This window comes from Candidatus Infernicultor aquiphilus (assembly GCF_002784285.1).
Classification (GTDB): domain Bacteria; phylum Atribacterota; class Phoenicimicrobiia; order Phoenicimicrobiales; family Phoenicimicrobiaceae; genus Infernicultor; species Infernicultor aquiphilus.
Map to the genome: position 1 here is coordinate 1 of NZ_PFKO01000240.1, position 1,080 is coordinate 1,080.

Here is a 1,080-nt window from a genome sequence, read left to right on the forward strand (position 1 = left end):
CACTACACTGAATACAAACATTTTTACTTGTTTCTTTTAGTATCTTCTTCTAAAAAATCCTGTGTTTTAACGTAACTCCTATAATTTGCAAATACTCCCCCCCTGAAGTTATTTTTTACCGTTATTTCTATAATTTTTTACACTGCTGCTTCTAACGGAGAACCGCGGCTTCTACTTGTTACCAAGGAGCGCATCTTTTCTGCCTGATTATTTTTTATGCTCCCTAATGCCAGCGCTAACATCACACACATTGCTAAACCTATCCGTACTTCCATCTTTGCCTGTCCCCGGATAAAATGATTTTCAAATCCAAACGATACATCTAAACGGCTGTTCACTCTCTCTACCGCGCTCCGTCTTTTATACTTCTTTGCCCAAGCATAACTGCTGCGGGCAATAGGAGTAAATATCCGCCGATCCAATTCTAATGGAACTCTTACTATTCGTCCGTATTCACTATTGCCGCAATAACCAATGCTTTTACACCCTATCCCATATGCTTTTGCCGGGCATCGATATTTCAAACTCTCCCGCTCTTTCTCAAATCCCATATACGCCATTTCTTTTACCTGAGAACTCTCCATACAATGACAATATAACTGCCCCTTATAATCATACGTAATATTATCTGCTCTCTCCGGATATAATGGCTTTGTCTGTTCATTATCTTTCCACATATCCCGTATGTCTAATAACGGTTTTATCCCATATCTTTTCCATAATAGCTCATTATTCTCTTTCGAGTCATATCCTCGATCTCCGCTTAATTCTTCGCCTCGTTCAATTAATTCCAGATGTTTTTTTGCCATATCTTCTACCATCGGTTTTAACATCACACTATCATTCTTGGATGCTTTCGTTACTTTATAATTAACCGGTAACTCATATTTCGTGTCTACTATAAGATGTGCTTTGTATCCAAACCATTTTACTAATTTATCCCATAAACTGCCATCGTCTCTTTTACCCTCGTACCTTTTTACTCCCCAATCCGCATCCGTATCTCTTCTGCCATCCCGATGTTTGTTCTTACTCGCTCTCCCATGAGAATTCAAGGCCTTACTATCTATCCCTAAATAT

At 38.8% G+C, this 1,080-nt stretch carries 1 protein-coding gene; it reads right to left on the reverse strand.

Annotated elements, in window-relative coordinates:
* Window positions 1–137: 137 nt before the first annotated feature.
* Window positions 138–1,080 (reverse strand): transposase (locus tag COZ07_RS06470; RefSeq protein ID WP_406607753.1); only part of this gene is annotated, 943 nt, incomplete at its 5' end.